This is a genomic window from Microbacterium sp. (assembly GCF_047605725.1).
GTDB lineage: Bacteria > Actinomycetota > Actinomycetes > Actinomycetales > Microbacteriaceae > Microbacterium.
The window spans coordinates 1-18,761 of record NZ_JASGFE010000034.1; the positions used below are offsets into that span (position 1 = coordinate 1).

Annotated in this window: 17 protein-coding genes; 6 read left to right on the forward strand and 11 right to left on the reverse strand. The window is 69.8% G+C overall.

Annotated elements, in window-relative coordinates:
• Window positions 1-70: 70 nt before the first annotated feature.
• Together QM641_RS08525 and QM641_RS08530 are read right to left on the reverse strand one after the other, a co-directional pair.
• Complete coding sequence (locus tag QM641_RS08525) at window positions 71-1,501, reverse strand: CCA tRNA nucleotidyltransferase (protein ID WP_415115437.1); 1,431 nt, start codon at window positions 1,499-1,501, stop codon at window positions 71-73.
• A gap of 544 nt (window positions 1,502-2,045) precedes the next feature.
• Window positions 2,046-3,557, reverse strand: a complete 1,512-nt coding sequence (locus tag QM641_RS08530; RefSeq protein ID WP_415115439.1) for a methyltransferase — start codon at window positions 3,555-3,557, stop codon at window positions 2,046-2,048.
• A 158-nt stretch (window positions 3,558-3,715) separates the two neighbouring features.
• On the opposite strand from QM641_RS08530, the gene QM641_RS08535 reads away from it, so the two are divergent.
• The 4 genes from QM641_RS08535 (at window position 3,716) to trxA (ending at window position 9,008) form a co-directional block, all read left to right on the forward strand.
• Entirely contained in the window at window positions 3,716-5,914 is a 2,199-nt protein-coding gene (locus tag QM641_RS08535; RefSeq protein ID WP_415115441.1) for a DUF6049 family protein, read from the forward strand.
• Entirely contained in the window at window positions 5,911-7,509 is a 1,599-nt protein-coding gene (gene murJ, locus QM641_RS08540; RefSeq protein ID WP_415115443.1) for a murein biosynthesis integral membrane protein MurJ, read from the forward strand. The genes QM641_RS08535 and murJ overlap by 4 nt, the downstream gene beginning before the upstream one ends.
• 132 nt (window positions 7,510-7,641) lie before the next feature.
• On the forward strand, window positions 7,642-8,616 hold the full coding sequence (gene trxB / locus QM641_RS08545; RefSeq protein ID WP_415115445.1) for a thioredoxin-disulfide reductase: 975 nt from the start codon (window positions 7,642-7,644) through the stop codon (window positions 8,614-8,616).
• 68 nt (window positions 8,617-8,684) lie between these two features.
• The gene (gene trxA, locus QM641_RS08550; protein ID WP_415115447.1) at window positions 8,685-9,008 is read left to right on the forward strand and encodes a thioredoxin; all 324 of its coding nucleotides are present in this window, start codon (window positions 8,685-8,687) and stop codon (window positions 9,006-9,008) included.
• A 76-nt stretch (window positions 9,009-9,084) separates the two neighbouring features.
• Here trxA and QM641_RS08555 read toward each other — a convergent pair whose 3' ends face one another.
• The 9 genes from QM641_RS08555 to rpmH all read right to left on the reverse strand — a co-directional run bounded on the left by QM641_RS08555 (window position 9,085) and on the right by rpmH (window position 15,447).
• Entirely contained in the window at window positions 9,085-9,432 is a 348-nt protein-coding gene (locus tag QM641_RS08555; protein ID WP_415115449.1) for a tryptophan synthase subunit alpha, read from the reverse strand.
• Window positions 9,433-9,467: 35 nt separating this feature from the next.
• Window positions 9,468-10,451 carry a ParB/RepB/Spo0J family partition protein gene (locus tag QM641_RS08560; RefSeq protein WP_415115451.1) on the reverse strand — a complete coding sequence of 328 codons (984 nt, stop codon included), beginning with the start codon at window positions 10,449-10,451 and terminating at the stop codon, window positions 9,468-9,470.
• Window positions 10,451-11,395, reverse strand: coding sequence for a ParA family protein (locus tag QM641_RS08565; RefSeq protein WP_415115453.1), 945 nt, complete (start codon window positions 11,393-11,395; stop codon window positions 10,451-10,453). The genes QM641_RS08560 and QM641_RS08565 overlap by 1 nt, the downstream gene beginning before the upstream one ends.
• 899 nt (window positions 11,396-12,294) lie before the next feature.
• Window positions 12,295-12,963 (reverse strand): 16S rRNA (guanine(527)-N(7))-methyltransferase RsmG, encoded by a 669-nt coding sequence (rsmG, locus tag QM641_RS08570; protein ID WP_415115456.1) that lies wholly within the window; start codon window positions 12,961-12,963, stop codon window positions 12,295-12,297.
• On the reverse strand, window positions 12,932-13,444 hold the full coding sequence (locus tag QM641_RS08575) for a protein jag (RefSeq protein ID WP_415115458.1): 513 nt from the start codon (window positions 13,442-13,444) through the stop codon (window positions 12,932-12,934). The genes rsmG and QM641_RS08575 overlap by 32 nt, the downstream gene beginning before the upstream one ends.
• 45 nt (window positions 13,445-13,489) lie before the next feature.
• On the reverse strand, window positions 13,490-14,605 hold the full coding sequence (gene yidC / locus QM641_RS08580; RefSeq protein ID WP_415115460.1) for a membrane protein insertase YidC: 1,116 nt from the start codon (window positions 14,603-14,605) through the stop codon (window positions 13,490-13,492).
• 3 nt (window positions 14,606-14,608) lie between these two features.
• On the reverse strand, window positions 14,609-14,965 hold the full coding sequence (gene yidD, locus QM641_RS08585) for a membrane protein insertion efficiency factor YidD (protein ID WP_415115462.1): 357 nt from the start codon (window positions 14,963-14,965) through the stop codon (window positions 14,609-14,611).
• On the reverse strand, window positions 14,962-15,300 hold the full coding sequence (gene rnpA / locus QM641_RS08590) for a ribonuclease P protein component (RefSeq protein ID WP_415115464.1): 339 nt from the start codon (window positions 15,298-15,300) through the stop codon (window positions 14,962-14,964). Before rnpA ends, yidD begins: the two co-directional genes overlap by 4 nt.
• A 9-nt stretch (window positions 15,301-15,309) precedes the next feature.
• Window positions 15,310-15,447, reverse strand: a complete 138-nt coding sequence (rpmH, locus tag QM641_RS08595) for a 50S ribosomal protein L34 (protein ID WP_022879826.1) — start codon at window positions 15,445-15,447, stop codon at window positions 15,310-15,312.
• Between the two features lie 312 nt (window positions 15,448-15,759).
• Here rpmH and dnaA point away from each other — a divergent pair, with 312 nt between their 5' ends.
• Together dnaA and dnaN are read left to right on the forward strand one after the other, a co-directional pair.
• Window positions 15,760-17,190: a chromosomal replication initiator protein DnaA gene (dnaA, locus tag QM641_RS08600; RefSeq protein ID WP_415115466.1), complete on the forward strand. Its 1,431-nt coding sequence runs from the start codon at window positions 15,760-15,762 to the stop codon at window positions 17,188-17,190.
• A gap of 390 nt (window positions 17,191-17,580) precedes the next feature.
• Window positions 17,581-18,726, forward strand: coding sequence for a DNA polymerase III subunit beta (dnaN, locus tag QM641_RS08605; RefSeq protein ID WP_415115480.1), 1,146 nt, complete (start codon window positions 17,581-17,583; stop codon window positions 18,724-18,726).
• Window positions 18,727-18,761: the final 35 nt, after the last annotated feature.

Below are 18,761 nucleotides of genomic sequence, written 5' to 3' on the forward strand. Positions count from 1 at the left end.
GCTCGTCCGATCGCCGCCCGCGGGCTCGTCCGATCGCCGCCCGCGGGCTCGTCCGTCCGCCGGCCGCGCGTCACCGCGCGCGGTCGGCCCACCACTGGCGCAGCCGGCGCTCCGCCTCGGCCTCGTCGACGACGCCCTCGTCGAGCCGCACGTCCAGGAGGAACCGGTACGCCTCCCCCACCGCGGGGCCGGGACCGATGCCGAGCACCTCCTGGATCCGGTTGCCGTCGAGCGCCGGGCGCATCGCGTCGAGCTCCTCCTGCGCGGCCAGCTCCGCGATGCGCCGCTCGATGTCGTCGTACGCCAGCCGCAGCCGCGTCGCCTTGCGGCGGTTGCGCGTCGTGACATCGGCCCGTGTGAGGATGTGCAGGCGCTCGAGCTCGTCCCCGGCATCCCGCACGTACCGGCGCACCGCCGAGTCGGTCCAGGCGCCCTCCGCGTAGCCGAAGAAGCGCAGGTGCAGCTCGATCAGCCGGCACACGGTGGTCGTCGTGGCCGCGTCGAAGCGCAGCGCCTGCAGGCGCTTGCGCGCGAGGCGTGCGCCCTTGACGTCGTGGTGGTGGAAGCTCACGCCTCCCCCGGGCTCGAGCCGGCGCGTCGCGGGCTTGCCGATGTCGTGCAGCAGTGCCGCGAGCCGCAGCGGCACGTCGGGCGCCGAGCCCGGGTGGCGCTCGGCCTCCAGATCGATCGCCTGGCGCAGCACGGTGAGCGAGTGCTCGTACACGTCCTTGTGGTGGTGGTGCTCGTCGATCTCCAGCCGCAGCGCGGGCACCTCGGGGAGGAACCGGTCCATGAGACCCGTCTCGACGAGCACACGGATGCCGGCATCCGGGGCATCGGTCTGCAGCAGCTTCACGAGCTCGCCCTGGATGCGCTCCGGGCTCACGATGTCGAGCGTGTCGCACAGCTCGCCCATCGCGGCCAGGGTCGGCGCGGCGATCTCGAAGCCCAGCTGCGACGCGAACCGCGCGGCCCGGAGCATGCGCAGCGGATCGTCGCCGAAGCTCACGTGCGGATCGGCGGGCGTGCGCAGCGTCTGTGCGACGAGGTCCTCGACCCCGCCGGTGGGGTCGACGAGCGTGGGTCCCGGCACGCGCAGCGCCATCGCGCCGACGGTGAAGTCGCGGCGCGACAGGTCGGCCTCGAGGGTGTCGCCGAACTCGACAGTGGGCTTGCGGGTCACCCCGTCGTAGCTGTCGGCGCGGTAGGTGGTGATCTCGACCTGTTCGCCGCCGATGCGCGCGCCGATCGTGCCGAACGCGCGGCCGATGTCCCAGTGCGCGCTGGCGTGCGGCACGACGATGCGCAGGATCTCGTCGGGCCGAGCGTCGGTCGTGAAGTCGAGGTCGTTCGTCCGGCGCCCCAGCAGCGCGTCGCGCACCGGACCGCCGACGATGGCGAGCTCGTGCCCGGCGTCCGCGAATGCCGCGGCGAGGGTCTGGACCACCGGCTGCGCGGCGAGCGCGCCGAGCCGGGCGAGGCCCTCGGCCATGTTGAGCATGGACTCGAGCCTATCCGCGCCGCCGACCCGTGCCCGCTCGCCCGTGCGTTCCCGCGCCCGTGCGTTCCCGCGCCCGTGCGTTGCCGCGCCCGTGCGTTGCCGGCATCCCCCTCCACCCAACCCCCGCCGCAGTGCCCAGCGCGCGAGTCACTGCCTTACTCGCGAGTCACTGCCCTGGAACACAGTGACTCGACGCGGGAGCAGTGACTGGATGCCGGAGGCAATGACTCGCGGGCAAGCCAGGCCGAGCACCCGTCGCTGTCCTACCCGCCGAACCACTACCTGCCCCGACTCACTGCCCTGCCCCCCGCGTCACTGCCCATCACCCGAGTCACTGCCCTTCCCCCCGAGTCACTGCCTTACTCGCGAGTCACTGCCCTGGAACACAGTGACTCGACGCGGGAGCAGTGACTCGACGCACAAGGCAGTGACTGGGCGAGGGAAAGGGAGGGTGCTGGGGCGTCAGGCGCGGTGCGGGAGGCGCGAGGGCGCGAGGGCGCGAGAGCGCGAGGGCGCGAGGGCGCGAGGGCGCGAGGGCGCGAGGTCAGGCGAAGCGCAGGAACCCGGTGAACAGCAGATCGCGCACGCGCGGGAGCACGTCGGCGCGCAGCGCCGCGGCATCCACCTCGAGCAGCTCAGCTATCGCATCGACGAGCGGACCCACCGCAAGGTCGCCGTCGCACGCGCCGACGAGCGCCGCCAGCGCCGGATCGACCTCGATCACCCGACCGAACGCGCCGCCCTGGTGCAGCTCGATGACGCTCGGTGCCTCCGCGCCAGGAAGGTGGTGGCGAGCCTCGGTGACGTCCGCCGCCACGACGAGGACGGATGCCGCGAGCCCGGCCTCGTCGAGGGCTTCGAGCGCGTCGTGCACCGCCAGTGCAGCCTCCACGTGCGCACCGAGACCGTCGCGCACGGGACGGGTCACCCGCTCGTAGCGGGCCAGGGTCGGCACCCCCGAGGCCGGGCGGCGCAGGAGCAGGTAGCCGAAACCGATCGCGGTGACCGATCGCGCGGCGAAGTCATCGAGCCAGGCCTCCACGAGTTCGGCATAGCCCCCGCTCCCGGGCGCTGTCCCGCCGTCGCGCACCCACAGCTCCGCATAGGCGAGAGGGGCGAGCAGCTCACGCTCGACAATCCATGCGTCCAGCGGAATGTTCGATGCCGCCACCCACTGCTGCACGCGGTCGAGCCCGTCCTCACCCTCGCGATACTCCCAGTTGCCGAGCAGGTGCGCGGTGCCGGCGGGAGCGAGCACGGCACCGACCCCGCGGACGAATGCCGCGATCAGCTCGTCACCGGTCAGCCCGCCGTCGCGGTACTCATACGTGGGCACACCGGCGACGCGCGGCGTCACGACGAACGGGGGGTTGGACACGACCCGGTCGAACTGCTCGCCGGCGACCGGCTCGAACAGGCTTCCGCGGCGCACCTCGATGCCGTCCACGCCATTGAGCAGTGCGTTCAGACGGGTGTATTCCAGTGCACGTATGGAGGTGTCCGTCGCGACGACCCGGTCGGCCGAGAGGCGTGCGCGCAGCGCCTGGATGCCGCATCCGGTGCCCACGTCGAGCACACGGCCGACCGCCGATGAGGGCTGGAGGCCGGCGAGGGTGAGCGATGCGCCGCCCACGCCGAGCACGTGGCCCGTGCCCAGCGGACCCGAGACGACGGCCTCGTCGGGGTCGGCGGCGATCCACCAGTGCTGCGCACCGCCGTCCGCCTCGAGCTCCTGCGGTCGCACCGTCGCGACCGGACGCACGAGCGCGCCATCGGGCCGCGCGAGCCGGAGCGCGATCAGCCCGGCGCTGCCGGTGCGCGGAAGGGCCGTGTCGAGCACGTGGGCGGGGAACGCCTCGGCCAGGAAGAGCGCGCGGCACAGCACCGCGAGCGCATCGGTGCGCCCGGCAAGCGCGGCGCGGGCGGGACCGGCCAGGCCGTGACGGATCGCGTCGTCGGCCTGCTCGCCCCAGGCCGCGCGCGCCGCGCCGGCGGTGTAGCCGGCCGCGGTGAGGTCGGCGCGCAGTGCCGCGCACAGCGCAGGGTCGGGGGTCACCCCAGGATCATCCCATCCCCGGCGGCATCCCCCGCCATCGCCGAGCGCCGCGCGGGAAAGCGCACCCTTCGGCTCGTCTCGGGGACCGCTCAGGGGCGGAACCCTAGACTCTGTCCTGATCGTGCGGTCGTGGATCGCAGAGGAGTCGAGACCCCGCCATGACCCTGACCTCCCCCGAGTCGAGCCGGCCCGCCGCGCGACGCCGGCGCCTGGGTGCGTGGGTCGCGGCCGTCGCGCTCGCGCTCACGCCGCTGCTGTCGGACGCGGCAGCGGCCGGTCAGGTCAGCGTGGCCGGCGACACGGCGGGCAGCGTCTCGATCACCGTGGCCCCCTCTGGCGGCGGACTCGTGCGCGCGGAGCTGCCGCTGACCCTCACGACCACCGTCACCAACACCACGCCGTCGACCGTGGCGGCGGCCGACGTGCACGTGGCCGTGGGCCGCGCCCCGCTCGAGTCCCGCACCGACCTCGAGGCGTGGCTCGCCGACGGCACCGGCGATGGCGACATGGTCTTCGACGAGCTCGGGGTGACACACGTGGATGCCGTCGCCCCCCTGGACACGCGGACCACCGCCCTCACGGTCGACCCGACGGGCACGGGCCTGGCATCCCGCTCACCCGGCGTGTACCCGCTTCGTGCGACCTACGCCTCGGCTGCCGGTTCCCTCACCGTGACGAGCGTCGTGGTCGTTGCCCCCGCCGCGATCGCATCCACCGGGCTCGGCCTGGTCGTGCCGGTCGTCGCCGGTCCCCTGGACCACGGCCTCCTCACCGAGGACGAGCTGACCGACCTCACCGGTCCGCTGGGCGTGCTCACCGAGCAGCTCGACGCCGTGACCGGGACCTCCGCGATCCTCGCGGTCGACCCCGCGATCCCCGCCTCGATCCGCGTGCTCGGCTCCGCCGCCCCCGACGATGCCGAGGCGTGGCTGGCGCGCCTGATGGCCCTTCCCAACCAGCGCTTCGCCCTGCAGTTCGGCGACGCGGACCTCGCGACGCAGGTGCAGTCCGGCATGTCGGTGCCGCTGGCGCCCGTCACGCTGCAGTCCTACCTCGACCCCGATGACTTCGCGTCGGTCTCAGCCGGCGCCGAGCCCGACGAGACGCCGGCTCCCACCGCGACGGCCGAGACGGAACCGCAGACGAGCCTGCCGACCCTCGATGAGCTGACCGACATCGGCCCAGCGCTGCCCGGCGTGCTCTGGCCCGCCACCGGCTCGGCCGGCCCCGACGTCATCGCCGCGCTGACCGCGGCCGTCCCGGGCGCGCTCACGCTGGTGCCCGACACGACGATCTCCGACGACGCGGGGCCGAGCGCCACCGCCGACGATGCGAATCTCCTCGTCTACGACGCCGACCTCTCCTCGGCTCTCGCCGCCGTGGCCTCCTCCGACGACGGCGTCGCGCGCGCCGCCGCGACCGCCGAGGCGAACGCCTACGCCGCGGTCGCGCGCGCCCGCTCCGACCGACCGATCCTCGTCGTCGTCGACCGCGCGACCCCGTCCAGCACCGGCCTGCGCTCAGCCGTCGCCACGGCGCAGTCGCTCGCCGGTTACTCCCCGACCGACCTCGGGACTGTGACCGCGGCCGATCCCGAGAACGTGGAGATCGCCGCAGCGGATCCCGACCCGACCCGCGTCGACGCCCTCGCGCAGCTGCTCCACGACGAGTCGCAGCTCACCGCGTTCGCCTCGATCCTCGCCGACCCCGCGGTCCTGACCACGCCCGAGCGCACCACCCTGCTGCAGCTGATGGGCAACGCGTGGCGAACCCAGCCGGAGACCTGGAGCACGACCGTCGCCGAGCACCGCGCCGGCACGCACGAGACGCTCGATGCCGTCGGCATCAGCCCTCCGAGCAACATCAACCTCCTCGGCGGAGCGGCGCCGCTCGGGTTCGCGGTGCGCAACGACCTGCCCTGGCCGGTCTCGCTCACCCTCACCGCGTATCCGACCGAGCCGGTGCTGGTCGTGCAGAACACGACAGCGGTCGAGGCGGGCGCCGAGCAGAACACGCGCGTCGAGGTGCCCGTCGAAGCGCGCGTGGGCAGCGGTGCGACCACGATCGAGCTGCAGCTGCGCAGTCCGACCGGCGTTGCGATCGGCCACGCCAGCTCCGTGCCGGTGACGGTGCGGGCCGAATGGGAGTCCGTCTGGATCGCCGTGCTGGCGGCTGTGGTGGGCCTCCTGCTCGTTCTCGGCGTCGTGCGCACAGTCCTGCGCATCCGTCGACGCGGCGCCCGCGGGACGGACACCGCAGACGAGATGGATGCCGCAGACGGCATGAACCCGGACGACCCGGCCGGAAACCGCGCGACGCCGCGCGACGACTCGGCCGCGGACGAGGCTTCACGATGAGCGGGATCGGCCGGGCCAGTGCGATCGTGGGCGCGGGCACCCTCGTCTCGCGCGTGACGGGCCTGGTCCGCAACGTCGTGCTCGCCGCCGCACTCGGCACGATCGGGGCCGAGGCCGCCGACGCGTTCGCCGTGGCGGCCCAGCTGCCGACGAACATCTACTCGCTCATCTCGTCGGGCCTGCTCGCCGGGGTGATCGTGCCGCAGATCATCAAGGCCGGTCGCGACCGCGACGGCGGCAGCGCGTTCGTCTCGAAGCTGCTGACCCTCGGCGTGGTCGCGCTCGCCGCCGCGACGGTGATCGCGGTCGCCGCCGCCCCGCTCCTGGTGCACTGGTACGGCGCGCGTCTCGGCCCCGAGGGCATCGCGCTGACGCTCGCGTTCGCGTACTGGTGCATGCCCCAACTGCTCTTCTACGGCCTCTACGCGCTGCTGGGCGAGATCCTCAACGCTCGAAGCGTGTTCGGGCCGTACGCGTGGTCCCCGATCGTCAACAACCTCGTGTCGATCGCGGGATTCCTCGCCTTCATCTGGATCTTCGGCCTGCATCGGGATGCCGTCGGCTGGACCCCCGCAATGATCGCCCTCATGGGGGGCACGGCGACCCTCGGCATCGTCGCCCAGACCCTCGTGCTGCTGCTGTTCTGGCGGCAGGCGAAGCTGCGCGTGCGCCCCGACTTCCATTGGCGCGGCATCGGCCTGCGCCACATCGGCCGCCTCGCCGGGTGGACCTTCCTCATGGTCGTCGTCGGGCAGCTCGCGGGGCTTCTGCAGACGAACCTCGTCGGCGCGGCATCCCACGAAGGCGCATCGGTCGCGGCGATGCAGTACGCGTGGCTCGTGTTCATCCTGCCGTACTCCGTCGTCGTCCTCTCGATCGGGACGCCCTACTTCACGCGCCTCAGCGAGCACGTCGCGGCGGGGCGGATCGACGCCGTCCGCGACGACCTCGACTCGTCCACGCGCATCATCGGCGTGCTGATGGTGGGCGCTCTCGCGGCGATCGTCGCGGCGATCGTCCCGGTCTCACGCATCTTCACCGACACGAGCGGGGATGCCGTGCAGTTCGCCCTCGTCCTGGGCGCCTATCTCGTGGCCCTGCTGCCGCTGTCGGTGCAGTTCGTGCTGCAGCGGACGTTCTACGCCTACCACGACACCCGTACGCCGTTCCTGTTCACCCTGGTCCAGTGCGTGCTGGTCGTCATCACGGCCGTCGCCGCGTACGCCATGCTGCCGCTCGCGCTCCTGGCCTTCGGCATCGCCCTCGGACAGTCGCTGTCCAACCTGGTCCAGCTCGCCCTCGCGATGGGGCTCCTGCGACGCAAGATCGGGCCGCTCGGGCTGCGCCCGGCGATGCTCTCGCTCGCGAAGTTCGTCGCGGCGGGCATACCCGCGGCGACAGCGGGATGGTTCGGCTATCAGCTCCTGGGCGGTGTCGACGGCTGGGCCACCGCCGACCGCGGCACCGCGATCCTCTCCGCGGCCGCGGTGGGGGGTGCGACCCTCGTCGTGTACGTCGCCTTCCTCGCGCTCCTGCGCGTTCCGGAGCTTCAGATCGCCGTGCGCGCCGTGCGCCGCTTCCTGCCCGGGCGCTGAGGCGCGGCATCCGTTCCGCGCTCCCGCGCGGCATGCCGGCCGGGCTGGTCGCGCGACGCGGGAATACCGCGCGGCTACCATGGGTTGGATGCGCGGGAGCGGTTCGCGCTCGGCACGGGAAGGGGCGACGCGGTGCGTCAGGTCATCATCATCGGCTCGGGACCGGCAGGCTACACGGCGGCGATCTACGCGGCGCGGGCGAATCTGGCCCCGCTCGTGATCGCAAGCTCGGTCGAGGCCGGCGGCGAGCTCATGAACACCACCGAGGTGGAGAACTTCCCCGGCTTCCCCGAGGGCGTCATGGGCCCCGAGCTCATGGAGAAGATGCAGGCCCAGGCCGAGCGCTTCGGTGCCGAGGTGCTGTACGACGATGTCGTGTCGCTCGACGTCGACGGCCCGGTCAAGCGGGTCGCCCTCGGCAGCGGTGCCACCCACGAGGCCGCGACGATCATCTACGCCACCGGCTCCGCCCCCCGCAAGCTGGGCCTCGCCGGCGAGGCCCGCCTGTCCGGCCACGGCGTCTCGTACTGCGCCACGTGCGACGGCTTCTTCTTCCGCGACCGGGTCATCGCGGTCGTCGGCGGCGGCGACTCCGCCATCGAGGAGGCGACGTTCCTCACGAAGTTCGCCTCGAAGGTCTACCTCATCCACCGCCGCGACCAGCTGCGCGCATCGAAGATCATGCAGCAGCGCGCCTTCACCAACGAGAAGATCGAGCCGGTGTGGAACAGCGAGGTCGCCGACATCCTCGGCGACGACGCCGTGACGGGCGTCGTGCTCCGTTCCACCGTCGACGGCTCCACGCGCGAGCTGCCGCTGGAGGGGCTCTTCGTCGCGATCGGCAACGACCCCCGCACTCACCTCGTGCACGGCGTGCTCGAGCTCACGCCGGAGGGAACCGTGCGGGTCGACGGACGGTCATCGCGCACGTCGGTGCCCGGCGTCTTCGCCGCCGGCGACGTCGTCGACCCGACCTATCGCCAGGCGGTCACCGCTGCGGGAAGCGGCACGGTCGCCGCGCTCGACGTGGAGCACTACCTCGCCGCGCAGGCCGATGCCGTCTCAACCGACGAGCTCGAGACGGTCGCCGGCGCGAGCGGTGCGTGACCGGCGGAACAATCCGCGGCATCCGCGCGTTTCATACGCGTGATCCCCATTGGTGAAGGAGACCTGACATGACCGCGAAGGCCACGAGCGAGAGCACCTGGCAGCAGGACGTCGTCGACGCCGAAGGACCCGTCCTGGTGGACTTCTGGGCCGCGTGGTGCGGGCCGTGCCGCATGGTCGGGCCGATCCTCGATGAGATCGCGGCCGAGAACCCCGAGAAGATCACGGTGCTGAAGCTGAACGTCGACGAGAACCCGAATCTCGCGATGAAGTACCAGATCACCTCGATCCCAGCCATGAAGGTCTTCCAGAAGGGCGAGGTCGAGAAGACCATCATCGGCGCAAAGCCCAAGTTCGCGCTCGAGCAGGATCTGGCAGCCTACCTCGGCTGAGGTTCCCCCTCGGTCGGGGTACTCCACAGGTACATGCCGTGATCGGCATGTACCTGTCGTGACCGCGCCGTGCGGCTCAGGACGCCTCGGCCTCGGTCTCCACGGCCGCGTGCCACCGGCGGTGCGGCTCACTGCCGAGCAGCCGCCACACCGCACGCGTGAGCGGCGGGTGGTCGAGGGCGATCTGTCGCAGCACTCGATAGTTGCGCGTCGCCGAGGGGCGGATGCCGCCGTCCTCGGCGATGCTCTCCGCTCGGAGCGTCAGCACCACGAGCTCGTCGACGGTCGGCAGCTCCTCCATGAACGCCCACGGGTCCTCGCCGGCGCGCAGCCGCTCCTCGACGAGCACGGACAGCTCGTCGGCGGCCTCGGCGCGCAGCAGCTCAAGACTGGCGCGCGGGGGCCGATGCGGACGTCTGCTCACCTGAGCCAGCCTACGCCGCCCGCGCAGGCGCGCGGTCAGAGCGCGCCGTAGCCCGGCTCGCCGAGTTCGGCGAGAATGCGGTTGAGATCTCCTACTGTCGCAAAGTCAATGATGACCTGGCCTTTTCTAGCCGACATCGACACCTTGACCCGCGTGTTGAGCCGATCCCCGAGGCGCTGGGCGACCTCATCGAGATGAGCATGACGGGAGCCGGGCTGCGGACGCGAACGGCGTGCCGGAAGCGCGTCCTGGAGGCGGGCCGCCGCCTCGGCCGCTCGCACCGAGAGGTCCTCGTTCACGATCTTGTCGGCAAGCCGCTGCATGGCCTCCGGGTCGTGCAGGGACAGGATCGCGCGGGCATGGCCGGCGCTCAGCACACCGGCCGCGACCCGCTGCTGTACCGGAACGGGGAGCTTGAGGAGCCGGATCGTGTTGCTGATCTGCGGCCGGGAGCGACCGATGCGCTCGCCGAGCTCCTCCTGGGTGATGCCGAAGTCGTCGAGGAGTTGGGCGTAGGCCGACGCCTCCTCCAGCGGGTTCAGCTGCGAGCGGTGCAGGTTCTCCAGCAGCGCGTCGCGCAGCAGGTGCTCGTCGGCCGTATCGCGCACGATCGCAGGGATCGCACTGAGGCCGGCCTCGCGTGCGGCACGGGTGCGCCGCTCCCCCATGATGAGCTCGTACGTGCCGTCGCCGTTGGCGCGGACCACGACCGGCTGCAGCACGCCGAACTCGCGGACGCTGTGCACCAGCTCCGCCAGCTCGTCGGGATCGAAGTTCGTGCGCGGCTGACGCGGATTGGGCACGATGTCGTGCGGGTCGAGCTCCACCAGTCGTGTGCCCGGCACCGGGACGAGCTCGTCGGCCGCCGGTGGTGCCGGGGAGGTGTCGACCGGTGCCGTCACGGCGGGACCACCCGTGTCAGCACCGGGGAAGAACACGTCGACGGGTCGAGCCCCTGCGGGCTCCGTCGTCGGGATGAGCGCGCCGATGCCGCGGCCGAGGCCGGTGCGTTTGGCCATCAGTGGGTCCTCTCCTGCGTGGTCTGCTCCGCTTGGCCCGGCGCACCGCGGCGCACGAGCTCGACCGCCATCTCTCGGTACGCCACCGCGCCGGCCGACTGTCCGTCGTACGCGAGCACCGTCTGCCCGAAGCTCGGCGCCTCCGAGACGCGCACCGAGCGGGGGATCACCGTCTGCAGCACCTCCCGCGGGAAGTGCTGCCGCACCTCTTCGGCCACCTGCTGCGCCAGACGCGTGCGCCCGTCGAACATCGTGAGCAGGATCGTGGACAGTCGCAGGCCCGGGTTCAGATGCTTCTGGATCATCTGAACGCTCCCCATCAGCTGACTCAGCCCCTCCAGCGCGTAGTACTCGCACTGAATCGGGATGAGCAGTTCGGCGGCGGCGGCGAACGCGTTGATCGTGAGCAGGCCCAGGGAGGGCGGGCAGTCGATGAGCACGAAGTCCACGTGCTCCGGCGCCGCTTCGAGGTAGGCGTCCAGCGCACGCTTCAGCCGATGCTCGCGCGCCACCTGCGAGACGAGCTCGATTTCTGCTCCAGCCAGGTGAATTGTGCTCGGCGCGCACAACAGTCGCCGCGACTCAGGGCTGACTTCGATGATGTCTGCGAGGGGAGTCTCGTCGGTGAGCACGTCGTAGACGCTGAGGGTGTCTGCGGCGTGCTCGATGCCGAGAGCGGTGGAGGCATTCCCCTGCGGATCCAGGTCCACGACGAGCACGCGTCCGCCGGCATCCGCGATCGCTGCGGCGAGGTTGACGGTCGTCGTCGTCTTGCCGACTCCGCCCTTCTGGTTGGAGATCGTGATGATTCGCGTCGGTGCGCCGAACTCGAGCACAACTCTTTCCAGTCGCTTGCGCCGCGCAGTCAGTTTGGCCAGCTGCCTCGCCAGCGGGGTGTCCCCCAGGAAGGATGTCGTGGAGTTCGGGTTCTCCGGGTCTGGCACGTGATCACTCCCACCGCGTTCGCTCGACTTCTCTACTGTAGCCGCTGGCTCGGACGCTGTTTCACGTGAAACACCCTTCCTGATGGTCGTGTTAACGTAAACAAAGCATCGTATTGGACGAAGTCAACTCCGGTACGCTTTGACCGCGCTGGTACTCCGGTACCTCCCGCCGGTGTACCGGGCTTCGCGATTCGGGTGTTCACGACAAGAGCAGGGCCCCTACCCCGATTGTCGTGTACACCCGAATCGCTGCGCCCTCGCGTTCGCGGAGCTCCGGCAGGCTGGCTCCGACGGTTTGGTAACACACAGATCATGCCAGCGGAGACCACTCGGTGGGCGATCACGATGGTCAGTGCGAGTGCTGGTGCTGGGTGTTTCACGTGAAACATTCGGGCACGAGTGGGCAAATTGAGCCATGCAATACCACGGCGCCAAAGCGCAGACAGTGAGTTGCACACGAGCCAAATGCGCAGCCGGGTGCTGCCGCGCGCAAGGCCACACCTATCGGGCGAAGCGTCTGAATGTGTGTTTCACGTGAAACACGGGAGCCGCCTCAACACAGTCAGCCGGCACAGTTCCGATTGGACACAACCCACAACACAAAGCCAACCTGAGCGCAACTGCGAACAGAACTCGACGCATCAGCGGATTCAGCCGCCAGTATCCATACCGCGAAAGAGGCGACCGCGGCGGCAACTCATCCGCGGGGACAGGGCGCAGCGATTCGGGTGTTCACGACAATCGGGGTAGGGGCCCTGCTCTTGTCGTGAACACCCGAAGCGCGAAGCCCGATACCTCCGACAACAGCCCACGCACGAACCCGCGAAAAAGCCTGCATTCTCGCGCCGACACGCACAACAACGAATCGACATCCTTCAGTAGCACTGAAGGTATAGAACTCAGCGGACCGTGGCTCGTACGACCCGCGTGGGCTCGTCCACAATGCCTCCGCCGACGAGCTCCACCCGCACGTGCGACAGCCGGAACCGGCGCACCTGCTTCTCGGCCGCCGTGATCTCGTTCGCCGCGTTGGCGCCCTTCAACAGGATGAGCTCGCCGCCGTCGCGCACCAGGGGAGCGGTCACCGGGATCAGTGTGCGGAGCGCACTCACGGCACGGGCGGTCACGGCATCCAGCACAGGGCCGAACTTCCAGTCCTCCCCGCGCGCCCGGACGATCTCCACGTTGTCAAGGCCCAGCGCAGCGACCTGCTCCGACAGCCACGCGACGCGGCGCTCCATCGGCTCGATCAGCACCCACCGCACGTCCGGCCGCGCGATCGCCAGCACCAGACCCGGAAGCCCGGCGCCAGAGCCCACATCGCCGACGCGACCATGAAAGAGCGGTGCCGCGACGGCACAGTTGAGGATGTGCCTCGTCCACAGGCGTGGAACCTCTAAAGGCCCGATCAGGCCGCGTTCTTCGCCCTCCACCGCAAGTGCCCGCGTGAACCGGCGCGCATGCGCGATCCGGTCGCCGAACACCAGCGCCGCGGCACGAGGCTCGGACTCGAGCCCGCCGGAGGTTCCGGAGTCGTCAGGCGCGGCGGATGACGGTGTGGCGGTCATGACCCTCGCCGTACGACTCCGACACCAGTCCGCGCTCGGCGGCGATGTCGTGCACGAGCTTGCGCTCGTAGCTCGACATCGCCGGCAGCGATGCCTGCGACGCCCCGTCGTCGAGACGCGCGATCGCGCGCTCGACGAGTGCCTCCAGCTGCTGCTGGCGGGTGAGCCTCGACCCGCCCACATCCAGGATCAGCCTCGAGAACCGTCCGGTCTTGTTCTGCACCGCGATACGCGTCAGCTCCTGCAGTGCCTGCACGGTATCCGGGTCCGACAACAGCGCCAGCGAGCCGTCGCTGTCGCCGTCCTGCTCCACAGAGACATAGGCCCGCCCGGTGCGCACGTCGAGGGCGAGGTCTCCGTCGATGTCCGCGATGTCGAGCAGTCCCTCCAGGAAGTCGGCGGCGATGTCGCCCTCCTGCTCGAGTTGATCGTCGGTCGCGACCGCGCGTTGCTCGGTCGTCGATCCAGCGGTGTCGGTCATCATCGCTCCTCAGTTCATGCGGGTAAGGGAATACAGCAGACCGTTTCAGCGCCCGGGCGATCCGCTCGACCCCGGCGACCCGTCGCGGCGACCCTTCTGGGACTGCTTCTTCGCGCGCTGCTTGCTCACCGGCTGCTGGCGCTTGGGCGTGACCGCCTTGGCGCGCTCTCGCTCCTCCACGAGGCGCTGCTGCTCGGCCTCGTACTTAGCCAGCGGCACAACCTTGCCCGAGGAGTCGATCGCCTTTCCCTTGCGAGCGAGCCGCTCTTCGCGCGCCTTGGCCGCCTCTGATCCCGGTGTCGGCATATTCCGGATGACCAGGAACTGCTGCACCATCGTCCACAGGTTGCTGGTGAACCAGTAGAGCACGACGCCGAGCGGGAAGAAGACACCCGAGAAGATGAATGCCAGCGGAAGCACGTACAGCATGATCTTCTGCATCTGGTACGCCTGACCGGTCCTGGCCTCGGGAGACAGGTTCTTCGAGATGATCTGCAGCTGCGTGAGGAACTGCGAGGCGATCATGAGGATCACGAGGATCACGAGGATCGTGACGGTGATCTCCCAGCCGTCCGGCTTCTGGTTCACCGCATCCATGAGGCTCGTGTGCAACGGAGCGACACCGAACAGCTTCGCGTCGTAGAACTGCAGAGTGAGGTCCGCGTTGAGCAGGCCGACGCCGCCTATGCCCGCCTCGGCATGCTTCTTGACATCGCTGAGCGTGTAGAACAGGGCGAGGAAGACCGGCATCTGGATCAGCAGCGGCAGACAGCTGGAGACCGGCGTCGTGCCGTGCTTCTTGTACAGCGCCATGGTCTCTCGACTCATGGCCTCGCGGGAGAGCTGATCCTTCTTTCCGCGGTACTTGTCCTGAACCTTCTTCAGCTCAGGAGCGATCTCCATCATCTTGCGCTGGCTCTTGATCTGCTTCACGAAGAGCGGAATCAGCGCGGAGCGCACGACGATCACGAGACCGAAGATCGACAGCACCCAGGTCAGGCCGGCATCCGGCGACAGGCCCAGGAAGGTCAGCAGGGTGTGCCAGGCGACCAGCACGACCTCCACGAGCCACTTCAGCGGCCACAGGATCGTCGCGAACAGGTCGAAACCGCCGCCCGACGCTGCGGGGGTGGAGCTCGCGGCAAGAAGAAGACCCGGCAAGGATCAGTCCTTTCTCAGGGGCACGACGAAACCGTGCGGAGTCAGTTCGTGTCGGAAGTCGCGGTGGGGCGGCACGTCGTCGACGCCGCCCCGCGCCCACGGGTGGCAGCGCGCGAGGCGCGCGGCCGCGAGCGCGGCACCCATGAGCGCGCCGTGCTGCTGCACGGCGCCGACCGCGTAAGCGGAACAGGAGGGGTAGTACTTGCAGACGTCGCCGTAGACATGGGAGACGGTCGCCCGATAGCCGTGCAACACAGCCAGGAGAGCGTTGCGGGGGACCAGCGGCAGCGCGGCGGCGAAAGCGGATGCCACGAACCGGCCTTGACCGGTCGAGGAGACCGGCAGCGTGGACGCGCTCATGCCGCCGCCCTCCGGCCGAGGCAGCGCACGACCTCGGCGCGCAGCTCTCGATACGGCGCCGCCGCGGAGGACGGCAGGGCGCGGATGACGACGTCGGCTCCGGCGCGAACAGACGGGAGCGCCTCGGCGCACACCGCCTTCAGCCGACGCCGGACGGTGTTGCGGACGACCGCGGAGCCCACCCGCTTGCTGACGATGAACCCGAATCGGGGCGAGCGCATGTGCGGGGTCGTCACGACGTACATCACGGTGTGCGCACCGGCACACCGGCCACCCCCACGGACGACGGTCTTGTAGTCCGCCCCGCGGGTGATGCGATTCGCCCGCGCCAGCACCGCGCCGGGTCAGGCGGACAGCTCGGTGCGGCCCTTGGCGCGACGCGCCGAGAGGATCGCACGACCGGCACGGGTGCGCATGCGGGCGCGGAAGCCGTGCTTCTTGGCGCGACGACGGTTGTTGGGCTGGAACGTACGCTTGCTCATGAGATCACTCCGGATCGACGGTCACCGGAACGCTCTAGACCGGGGACACGGGGGCACAGGGGACGGTCCGCGCACGCGGACGTCAACCGACTAAGGCTACGTCGCCGCGGGCGAGAACTCAAACCGGACGTTGACGTCGGCCCGGCATTATCCACCGATACGAATCTGTGCTGGCGGCGACACGCGGCCCGGTCGTACAGTGGATTTTGCTTGCGCGTCACGCGATGACTAGCGTGTCACGGGCGGTTCTCCACTGCCGCGACCGCAGTCCGCCGTTCGACGACGCAGGACACCCAGAGACCCGGGGGGGACATGTCGGAACACGAGCTGCCGGAGGTGCCGGTGTGGTCTGCCGCGCTTCGCACGCTCGCCGACGACGAGCGGGTCACCCCGCAGATGCAGGGCTTCCTCAGTCTCGCTGTCGCCCAAGGGGTCACCGGCGCAGGGATGCTGTTCCTCGACGTCCCCAACGACCTCACCAAGGCGCAGCTCGACAAACGACTGCGCAGTCCCATCATGGAGGCGCTCGCGGCCGTCGAGTCCGATCCTCCGGTGTCGTCGTTCCGGGTGGTCGTCAACCCGGAGCTCTCAGAGCACCAGCCGCTTCGTTCCGCACCATCCGACCCGCCGACGAGGTTCGGCGCGCCGGCGTCCACGTCGCGCCCCCGGCCGGAGGATCCCCCGGAGCCCGTCTCGATGGCCTCGCGTCAGGACACGCGTCTGAACCCCAAGTACACGTTCGACAACTTCGTGATCGGCCAGTCCAACCGCTTCGCGCACGCGGCCGCCGTGGCCGTGGCAGAGGCTCCCGCCAAGGCATACAGCCCGCTGTTCATCTACGGCGACTCCGGGCTCGGCAAGACGCATCTGCTGCACGCCATCGGCGACTACGCCCAGCACCTGTACACCGGCGTCCGGGTGCGCTACGTCTCCAGCGAGGAGTTCACGAACGACTTCATCAACTCGATCGCGAACAACCGCGGCGCCGCGTTCCAGGCGCGGTACCGAGACGTCGACATCCTCCTCATCGACGACATCCAGTTCCTGCAGGGACGTGCCGAGACGCAGGAGGCGTTCTTCCACACGTTCAATCAGCTGCACGACCATGACAAGCAGGTCGTGATCACCAGCGACGTGCAGCCGCGCCTGCTCACCGGCTTTGAGGACCGCATGCGCAGTCGCTTCGAGTGGGGCCTGATCACCGACGTGCAGGCGCCCGACCTCGAGACCCGCATCGCGATCCTCCGAAAGAAGGCGCAGAGCGAGCGACTCCTCGTGCCGGACGAGGTGCTGGAGTACATCGCCACGAAGGTCTCGTCGAACATCCGGGAGCTCGAGGGCGCACTCATACGCGTGTCGGCATATGCCAGCCTCAACCGCGCGCACCTCGACATCGCGCTGGCTCAGACCGTCCTGCGCGACATCGTCGCCCAGGACGACATGAACGTCGTCTCGCCGGCCGACATCATCTCCACCACCGCCCACTACTTCCGGCTGTCGGTCGACGACCTCTACGGATCGAGCAGGTCGCAGGCCGTGGCCTCGGCCCGTCAGATCGCGATGTACCTGTGCCGGGAGCGCACGAGCCTGTCACTGCCGAAGATCGGGCAGCTGTTCGGCAACCGCGACCACACGACCGTCATGTACGCGTACAAGAAGATCAGCCAGCTCATGAAGGAGCGGCGCTCGATCTACAACCAGGTGACCGAGATCACCGCACTACTGGGCCGCACCGCCCGCTGAAAGCCCTTTCCCCACGCCGCGTCCGACCCCCGGACGCGGCGTCGTCGCGCGTTCTGCACAGTGTGAACAAGTTGTGGATAACTTCCCACGGCTTTCGGATTGATGTGTACGGATTCCACGACCCTGTGGACAGCGCGCTGCCCCCGACGCCGACACCTCCCGAGGTCATCCGCAGGCCGCCCACAACTTACACGCGTGTGGTTCCCGCTCCCGCACTGAGAACTCGCCCGCCCGTCCACAGTTTCCACGGGGGAGATGACTATGACAGAGACAGAAGGAGAGAAAGGGAATTCGATCACCTCGAGCGGTGCGGGATCGCCACGGCGGGCCCGGGTTCGGTGCAGGGAGGGCACTAGCATGGGAATCCCGCACACCGTCAAGGGAGCCGAAGTGAAGTTCCACGTCAATCGCGATGTGTTCAGCGAGGCCGTGTCGTTCGTCGTCAAGCTCCTGCCGCAGCGCAATCCGCAGCCGATCCTGGCCGGCGTGCTGGTCGAGGCGTCGGAGGAGGGCCTCTCCCTCGCGGCGTTCGACTACGAGGCATCCGCCCGCACGACGATCGAGGCGACGGTCGACGATCCCGGCACGATCCTCGTGCACGGGCGCCTGCTCTCCGAGATCGCCAGCCGGCTCCCGAACGCACCGGTCCAGGTGGAGGTCGACGACGACGGGGCGATCCTGCTCAGCTGCGGATCGGCGCGGTTCACGCTCGCCTCGATGCCGGTGCAGGAGTACCCGGCGATCCCCGAGGTGAGCGGCCGGTCGGGCGTAGTTCCAGCGGAGGACTTCGCGACCGCGATCGCGCAGGTCGCCTTCGCTGCGTCGCGCGACGACGTCACCCCGGTGCTCACCGGGGTGCAGCTGGAGGTCGCCGGCACCGAGCTGAGCCTGGTGGCGACCGACCGCTACCGCGTCGCGCTGCGCGACATCGCGTGGGACGGCGGGGGAGTGGCGGACGAGACCGCCACCACGACCGCGCTGGTCCCGGCCCGCACGCTCACCGAGGTCGGCAAGACCTTCGCGCACTCCGGCGAGATCTCCATCGCCTTCTCCGGATCGGGCGACCGCGAGATCATCGCGTTCACCGCGGGCAACAAGACGGTGACGTCGCTGCTGATCAAGGGCAACTTCCCGCCCGTGCGCCGGCTTTTCCCCGCTCAGAACGACCACCACGCGGTCGTGAACACCGGCGAGCTCACCGAGGCGGTGCGCCGCGTGTCGCTCGTGCTCGACCGATCGGCGCCGCTGCGGTTCACCTTCACGGCCGAGGGCGTGTCGATGGATGCCTCGGGCACCGAGCAGGCGCGTGCGACCGAATCTGTCGACGCCACCCTGGCCGGAGACGAGGTCACCCTCGGCCTGAACCCGCAGTACCTGCTGGAGGCGCTCGGAGCCGTGCGCAGCGAGTTCACCCGCATCACGTTCACCTCGAGCGAGAACGCCAATAAGCTGAGCCCGGTGCTCATCACGCCGCAGACCTCCGGCGGCGTGGAGAGCTTCAAGTACCTGCTGCAGCCGAACCTGCTGCTGCGCTGAGGCCGGCACCCGGTCCCCGTTCCGTGCCGCGCGAG